The organism is Paraglaciecola sp., from assembly GCF_030730205.1.
Classification (GTDB): Bacteria; Pseudomonadota; Gammaproteobacteria; order Enterobacterales; family Alteromonadaceae; genus Paraglaciecola.
The window spans coordinates 1-7382 of record NZ_JANQVQ010000318.1; the positions used below are offsets into that span (position 1 = coordinate 1).

General features: G+C 44.4%; 6 protein-coding genes and 1 pseudogene. All 7 read left to right on the forward strand.

What is annotated here, in order from left to right; all coding sequences use genetic code 11:
• The first annotated feature begins 222 nt into the window (after positions 1–222).
• On the forward strand, positions 223–828 hold the full coding sequence (locus NWQ57_RS21175; protein WP_306024184.1) for a tyrosine-type recombinase/integrase: 606 nt from the start codon (positions 223–225) through the stop codon (positions 826–828).
• Between the two features lie 10 nt (positions 829–838).
• Positions 839–1348, forward strand: coding sequence for a hypothetical protein (locus tag NWQ57_RS21180; protein ID WP_305977298.1), 510 nt, complete (start codon positions 839–841; stop codon positions 1346–1348).
• Between the two features lie 292 nt (positions 1349–1640).
• The gene (locus tag NWQ57_RS21185; RefSeq protein WP_305977299.1) at positions 1641–3815 is read left to right on the forward strand and encodes a YHYH protein; all 2175 of its coding nucleotides are present in this window, start codon (positions 1641–1643) and stop codon (positions 3813–3815) included.
• 39 nt (positions 3816–3854) lie between these two features.
• Entirely contained in the window at positions 3855–4364 is a 510-nt protein-coding gene (locus tag NWQ57_RS21190) for a hypothetical protein (protein WP_305977300.1), read from the forward strand.
• A gap of 136 nt (positions 4365–4500) precedes the next feature.
• Complete coding sequence (locus tag NWQ57_RS21195) at positions 4501–5865, forward strand: ATP-binding protein (protein WP_306024185.1); 1365 nt, start codon at positions 4501–4503, stop codon at positions 5863–5865.
• Between the two features lie 3 nt (positions 5866–5868).
• Positions 5869–6549, forward strand: a complete 681-nt coding sequence (locus NWQ57_RS21200; protein ID WP_306024186.1) for a response regulator — start codon at positions 5869–5871, stop codon at positions 6547–6549.
• Positions 6550–6731: 182 nt separating this feature from the next.
• Positions 6732–7259 (forward strand): annotated as a pseudogene (locus tag NWQ57_RS21205) (TonB-dependent receptor plug domain-containing protein); the annotation flags it as partial.
• Between the last annotated feature and the right edge of the window lie 123 nt (positions 7260–7382).

Genomic DNA, 7382 nt, shown 5'->3' on the forward strand with positions numbered 1-7382 from the left:
CCAAAATCGCGCGTGGAAAATATCCGATTTTCGCTCTTTCCGGTAGGTGCCAATTCCTGACATTTCAGTTTCTTACATCGAACGTCTGCTTTCGAATGCAGAGCGGAATTCACTGAAAAAGCTTTCCTCATTTTGTGTGTTTTTTGAGCTTTATTTTAGAGAGCTTTGCATCTATACCAAGTGACTTCACCCTATGGTTTCTCAAAAAATCGGGAGGTCATCATGGAAAAACGTGTTGCATGGAATAAGGGCCGGATCATCGGTCAGAAGGCTCCATTGAAGCAGCAAGAGATCTGGGCTATTCGAACCAGGCTGGAAATTGCAAAGAACACACGTGAATTGGCATTACTAAATTTAGCGATAGATTCCAAGTTACGCGGCTGTGACTTAGTATCGCTCAAAGTTTCTGATGTGATGCGATCAGGGGAGGTCTTGGCCAGAACAAGTATCGTGCAGCAAAAGACTGGAACACCAGTCCAATTCGAGATCACACCTCAGACACGTAAAACCGTCAAAGCTTGGGTCGAATTGAAAACGTTGAAGTTCGATGACTTTCTATTTCCATCCCGAAAACACAGTATTCCTCACATGACGACCCGTGCTTATGATCGAATTGTCCATAAATGGGTCGAGTCGATCGGGCTAGATTCAAGTCTCTATGGCACGCATTCCATGCGCAGAACCAAGGTATCAATCCTCTACAAGCGCGATAAAAATATCCGTGCTATTCAGCTGTTGCTTGGCCACAAAAAAATTGAAAGTACGGTCCGTTACTTGGGAATTGACGTTCAGGATGCTCTTGAGGCGTCAGAAAACTTAGATATCTGAGGCGATAACAATGAAACAAACCGAAAAAAAGGAAGTTGTGAATTTTATCCAAGCGACACTGGCAGATGGCCACCCCAAGACCGGCACTCAATTGATGGAGCTATTCGCGGATCACGCTGGGTTACAGGAGTACAATCGCAAAAATTTAAAACAGGTTTTTCATAGGGTGAGTTTGAGTCTGGCTGATGAGGGCAAGATCGTTGTCACGCGGCAACCAGGTGCCACTCCGTTGCTATTTTCAATCCCTACAGAAAATTCCCAACAGGAACAGCTTCAACAATCTGTTCCAGAAAGCCCACCATTAACGCCTGAACCGAATGCCATCATCACTCAAAAGCTAGAGCAGTTCATTGACCAAGAAGCCATGCTGGCTGGCAGAGAAAACGGCCTGCAAATCTTATTGGAGTTATCGCCCCAGAGGGAAAGCTATATTCGTGAAGAATTGAGGAAGATACGTTACGAGCGTTTGGCGCTTCAATCTTGCAGGCAAGTGTTTAGTGAGTTTGGCTTCAGCAATTAGGTACATTGGCGGGAAATAAACGCGGCAAAATTGAATTATTTTGCCGCTTTCAAAAACAATTTAGGACAACATGAATCTCTACTTTGCCTTAGTTGCAGACATTCGTTTTCTGCATGAAGCCAGATTTTATCCTCTAATCAGGTGGCCAAAATTATTTGACCACTACAGGCTCTTCCCTTTGGTAAAACGCAACATACGCAAACAAGGTGTATAACTACATAATTGCTCTACATTTGTCCGCTATAGTGAATGGCGCGAATGGGTTAAGGTTTTTCTAGCTTTGGAGTTTTACATGATGAAAACAATGAATGCGGTTTGGTTGAGTGCCCTTTGCTGTCTCATGTTAACTGCTTGCGATAGTCAGAGTTCCCAAGTAAATGAGCAGGGATTTACGCTAGATAGTCCGGCAGTGGGGGATGACGGTAAATTACCAATGGTTTACACCTGTGATGGCAAAGGTATTAGCCCACCGTTAAATTGGCATGGCGCTCCCACAGATACGCAATATTATGCGCTAATTATGGATCATGAAGCACCAGAGGGCATGCATTGGTATTGGACGCTCTACAATATTCCAGCTAGCAAAACCCATATCGACGCAGGGGAAACCCTCGGTGATGTCGGTTCGAACAGCGTAAATAATGTAAATCAGTACGCGCCACCTTGTTCTAAAGGGCCGGGGGTGAAACGCTATACCTATACCTTGTATGCTTTGTCGGCGCCTGTCATTGTTAACCCCAATGCCACAGTGGACCGTGCCACACTGCTTAATGCCATAAAAGATATAACCCTTGGCTCTGCCAGTATGTCGGTGACCTACGAGCGACGTGGTCGCGGTGGTGATAGGCCCAAGCCAAATAGAAAACCCGAGCCTAATGATCAAACATCCCTGAATTCTGCTTACCTAACGGCAAATGTAGATTCACCACGATGTACTCAAATCAAGCAATCTATTAGCCAGGCTGGCTTTGGGGAAAGCGTATCGGTGACTTGCGATGAAAATTACGCATACGTAGCCTCTTCAACGTACCCTGAACACGAAATGATGACTGGCATCACCTCGACCAACGAGCAAATACCTGTGCCAGCGAAAGATTATGTGGCTCCTATTAAGCTGCACCCCAAAAAGGCTCAATCGGTAACCACCATTGATGCTGCTGTGGGTGTGGCGGTAAATGGTGTGCCCATATACGACTATTCTTCTCAGGGAGAGTTAGACGTTAACAACTACGATGAGCAGCACGACACTGTGGTGTTGGGGCAACTGGATATATGCGGAGGCCATGCAGGACGGGGGGATGACTATCACTATCATGCGGCACCCACTTGTATGATTGATGCAATGGAAAACCAGGGGAGTGATGCCATTATTGGGTGGGGTTACGACGGCTATCCGTTGTATGGCAATAATAATCCAGACGGAAGCCCAATTGCCAAAGGGGAGCTTGACGTGTGTAACGGACAGTCAGATCCCACGTTTGGGTATCGATACCAAACCTCGACTACACCGCCCTACATTATTCAGTGTTTAGTGGGCGAAGTGGACACAAGCCGACTACCCAGAGTGGCACCGCTAAATGGCGATACCCAGGGAATTCGCGCCGACCTGCGCCCACCCCGAGGCAGTGTTGAAAACCTTACCCATACCATTGCTGAAGATGGAAGTCGTACCATGCGTTATTCGTACAAGGGGGAGGAGTATTTCACTACGTATCGTCCCGCCCGAGAGGGAAAAGACTGCTACGAGTTTACGCAAAAAACCATTAGTAATGGCGGTAAGGTAGAAACGGGCACATTTTGTAGAGGGTCATTACCTAATAAACACACTGCAACGACGACAAAACAAAATGCCAACCCTGAAATTACCGGTGAACACCACTTTAAACTTGAGGCATGGGCAGACAACTGGTTTAGCGCCTACATTGGCGAACAATTACTTATTGAGGATTCCGTTCCCATTACCACTGAGCGTTCCTTTAATGCTGAAAGTATTACGTTTTCTGCCAATTATCCTATTGAGCTTAATTTGATCATTAAAGACTTTAAGCAAAATGATACGGGCCTTGAATACATTGGCGCCAGAAATCAGCAAATGGGCGATGGGGGTTTTATCATGCAGATAACCGATACCGACACCCAACGAGTGGTTGGGGTAAGTGATAAAGCCTTTAAATGTGAGGTGTTGCACAAAGCGCCACTGAATAAATTATGTGAAGGGGAAGCAAATCCTGTGGCCGGAGAAGGGTATTGCACCTTTATGGCGAAAGAGGCGCCGGAGGGATGGTTGAAAAGCGACTTTGATTACAGTGGCTGGCCCAATGCGATTGAGCACGACTCCGCATCTGTGGGGCCAAAGGATGGCTATGACGATATTGTTTGGGACGAAAGCGCGAAGTTTATCTGGGGTGAGGATCTGGAAACCGATAACACCCTCATTTGTAAAGCCACTATCGTGCAGCCCAAATAGAATAATGGATATGTTTGGCAAAGCATTAAGGCACATTGTATGAATGTAATCACTAAAATAACCTGGCTGCTTTTTGTCGCAATAATTGTCAGCGTAAGCCCTTACCTTGCAGCCCACGAATTAAAAGCAACCACGGCACAGGTTACCTTGCGAGATGGTCAAGTAGAGGTAAAGGTGTATACCAATACCACGCATTTGATCTTGGCGCTTCAAAGTGAGCAAGCGTGGCTTATGGGCGATATTGATGAGGTAATGCCAGAAAATTTAAGCGCTGTTGAGCTAAAAAATTATATGAAAAAAGCACTTAAGAAAAAAATGGTATTGCGTATTAATAACCAGGCTATTCCCTTTCAACGAGTGGACGTTACTCCTCTTGGGGGCAATGATGTTCACGATTTGGAAATTGTATTCCAAGCAAAACACCGGTTTAGTCGCGTCGATGAACTTGCTTTATCGTTCCCTAAAACCTTGGGCACAGTACATGCAAATTTTGTGAAGCCCCAGTATCAATTGCTTAGCCCTGGTGACACAGCCAAAGTTACATTTTAACCTTGTCATACGATTAACCACTAAAAGCGTATCGAAAAGGGGATACGCTTTTGGGTTTTATGAATTGTAGGTACATAATCAATATGCAACATTGCAATACGGATATCACGCTATCTTCGCTAAGCGTCTTAAACCTGTGAAACTAATCCATAAATTCTTTTTAGCTTTTTTTGTTACCAACATTGCTCTTGTTGGCGTGATGTTTGGTTTTTTATATATGAGCTTCTCCACCGGGTTTAACGACTTTGTGGAACAACAGGAAAAAAATCACGTTGCCAGTATTAAGTATCAACTCACTGAATTTTATCGGGAGTTGGGCAGTTGGCAGTCAATAGCAGAAAACATGCAATTGTGGCGGGCTATCGTCGAGCCGCAAAAAAAAACGAGTGTGTCTGGGCCTGTAGATTCGCTTAAAACGGGGCAGCGAATAAGCTTGTATAACAAAGATAAACAGGTGATCGTGGGCAGAGCTAAGTTAGATGAAAACCCCCATATAGAGCCAATTTTGCTAAATGATAGCGTTATCGGCTGGATAGGTCTTGTGCCTTCTCGGTTTATCCAGGCAAGCCCTGCAAAAGCATTTTTAACCGCTCAGTTTAATAATTACTTCGTGATCACTCTATGGGTTGTGGTTTTGGCTTTTGTTATGGCAATTGTGTTGTCTCGCCATTTAATCAAACCTATTAAGCAGATCGTAGGCGGTACCGATGCGTTAACCAAAGGTAACTTTAGCAGCCGAATAATACCGGCTAGCCAAGACGAGTTAGGGACCTTATCTAATAATTTTAACGAGTTGGCTCAAACGCTGGAACAAAATCAGCAAATGCGTCAACAGTGGGTGTCAGATACTTCCCACGAATTAAGAACGCCCTTGACGGTGCTTCGCTCACATTTACTGGCCATACAAGACGGCGTATTTGAAGCCGACGAGAAACGTATTGCCTTGCTGGTTAATCAAGTTGAAAACCTTAATCTCATTGTTGATGATTTGGCTCAGTTGGCACATAACGATATGGCCAACCTTTCCTATGACTTTGCACCGGTTAATTTAACAAGCTTATTAGAGGCATTGGTTGACAGTTATGCCGCCCGTTTCGCCGAGCAAGGCTTAACCCTAATCTGTGAGAGTTTAAACAATGGGGAAGAATGGATGGTAAAAGGTGATAAAAATCGGCTTAAACAGTTATTTTCAAACCTGTTGGAAAACAGCTGTCGATACACCCATTCTGGCGGGCAAGTCATCATAACCGGCAAAAAAATAAATGGTACGATCTGCCTTATATTACAAGACTCGGCACCTGGCGTTTTACCCCAGGATCAAGAAAAGTTATTTGAACGCTTTTATCGGGTAGAAAAATCTCGCAGCAGAGAGCACGGTGGTTCGGGCTTAGGGCTTGCCCTATGTAAACAGATTGTCGATGCCCATGGTGGAACAATAACCCTCGATAATTCACCGCAAGGTGGGCTAGAGGTAAAGGTTACCTTTTCATTACTAGGCTAGAAAATGACAGCACAAAAAATACTCATTGTTGAAGATGAAGAAAACATCGCTGAAGTTCTTGTGGCGTATTGTGAGCAGCAAGGTTACGTTACTGTTCACTTTACCAGCGGCCAGGGCGTGGTGGATTATATCAAGCAACATGATATTGATCTTGTTGTGCTTGATTTAATGCTGCCAGATGTTAGTGGTATCGACATATGCAAACGTCTGCGCCTTTTCTCGAGTGTACCTATTATTATGCTTACTGCTAAACGAGAAGAAGAAGATCGCCTGCTGGGTTTGGAACTTTGCGCAGATGATTACATATGTAAACCTTTTAGCCCCAAAGAGGTCGTTGCGCGCATAAAAACGGTACTTAGAAGAACAAGCCCCACCATCGCCAACACCATTAAGTACGAGGGGTTTCGCTTGAGCAAAGATAACTACGATGCGTATCTTCACGGCGAAAATCTAAAGTTTACTGCGGTAGAGTTTAAAATATTCTGGTTGTTTATTAGTCATGTGGGGCGGGTGTTTAGTCGCGAAGATATTATCAATAGTGTGTATACCTGCACGGACAACATATCCGATCGTAATATCGATACTCATATTAAAAATATACGCAAAAAAATTAGCGCCATTGATGCGGATGCTAGCCCAATCGCCGCGGTTTACAGTGTGGGTTACAAATTCAAAAGCGGGTAATCGTTGTTCATTCGTTATTTCAATACGTTACCCTCGCTTATCTCTCCTTTTAGTAATCAACAATCACGCCCATCATTGTGAAGTAGTCGTGAAAATTCCCTTAAACAAGAATTGATGCTATTTGCATTTGTGTTAATATCAGCGCCTCTTATCTTAATTGCGAATACAATTTGGGAACTTTCATGCAGTTAAATCGGATTTTTGTTGGTGTGAGTTTGGGCTTGGTGGCGTTATCAAGTGCAGCAAATGAAAGCGAAGCAAACACAAATGCTAACGCGATGGAGGTTATCACCATCAATGGTGCTTCTTTTGATGACTATCAGGTACAGGATGCCTCAGGTGCGATGCGCTCTAACATACCGCTGCTTGAAACCGCCCAATCGGTTACCGTAATTCCAGAAATTATTATGGCTGAGCAACTGGCCACCACATTAGGTGAAGTGCTAAATAACGATGCCAGCTTGTCGCCAGGCTCTACCCAGCGCAATCGGGAAGTGTTTAGCTCCCGGGGTTTTGAGTTAAGCTCCTCTACCGGTTATTTGCGTGATGGTCACCAACATTGGTCTCACTATCAGCAACCCATAGAAACCCTGTCCCGGGTTGAAGTGATTAAAGGCCCATCAAGTATTCTTTACGGCCAGTCTGCGCCGGGTGGCTTGGTGAATATGGTGACTAAAAAGCCTACGGTTGCCCCTTTATTCGAGTTAAGTGGTTGATTATCAAATTTATAGAGCAAGACACTTATGACTTTTTAATCTGCTTTAGGGTCGATACCCGACTTATATTTAAGTTATCAGGTAGTTCTCTGAGTGTCTGCAATTCGCTCAAAGCAG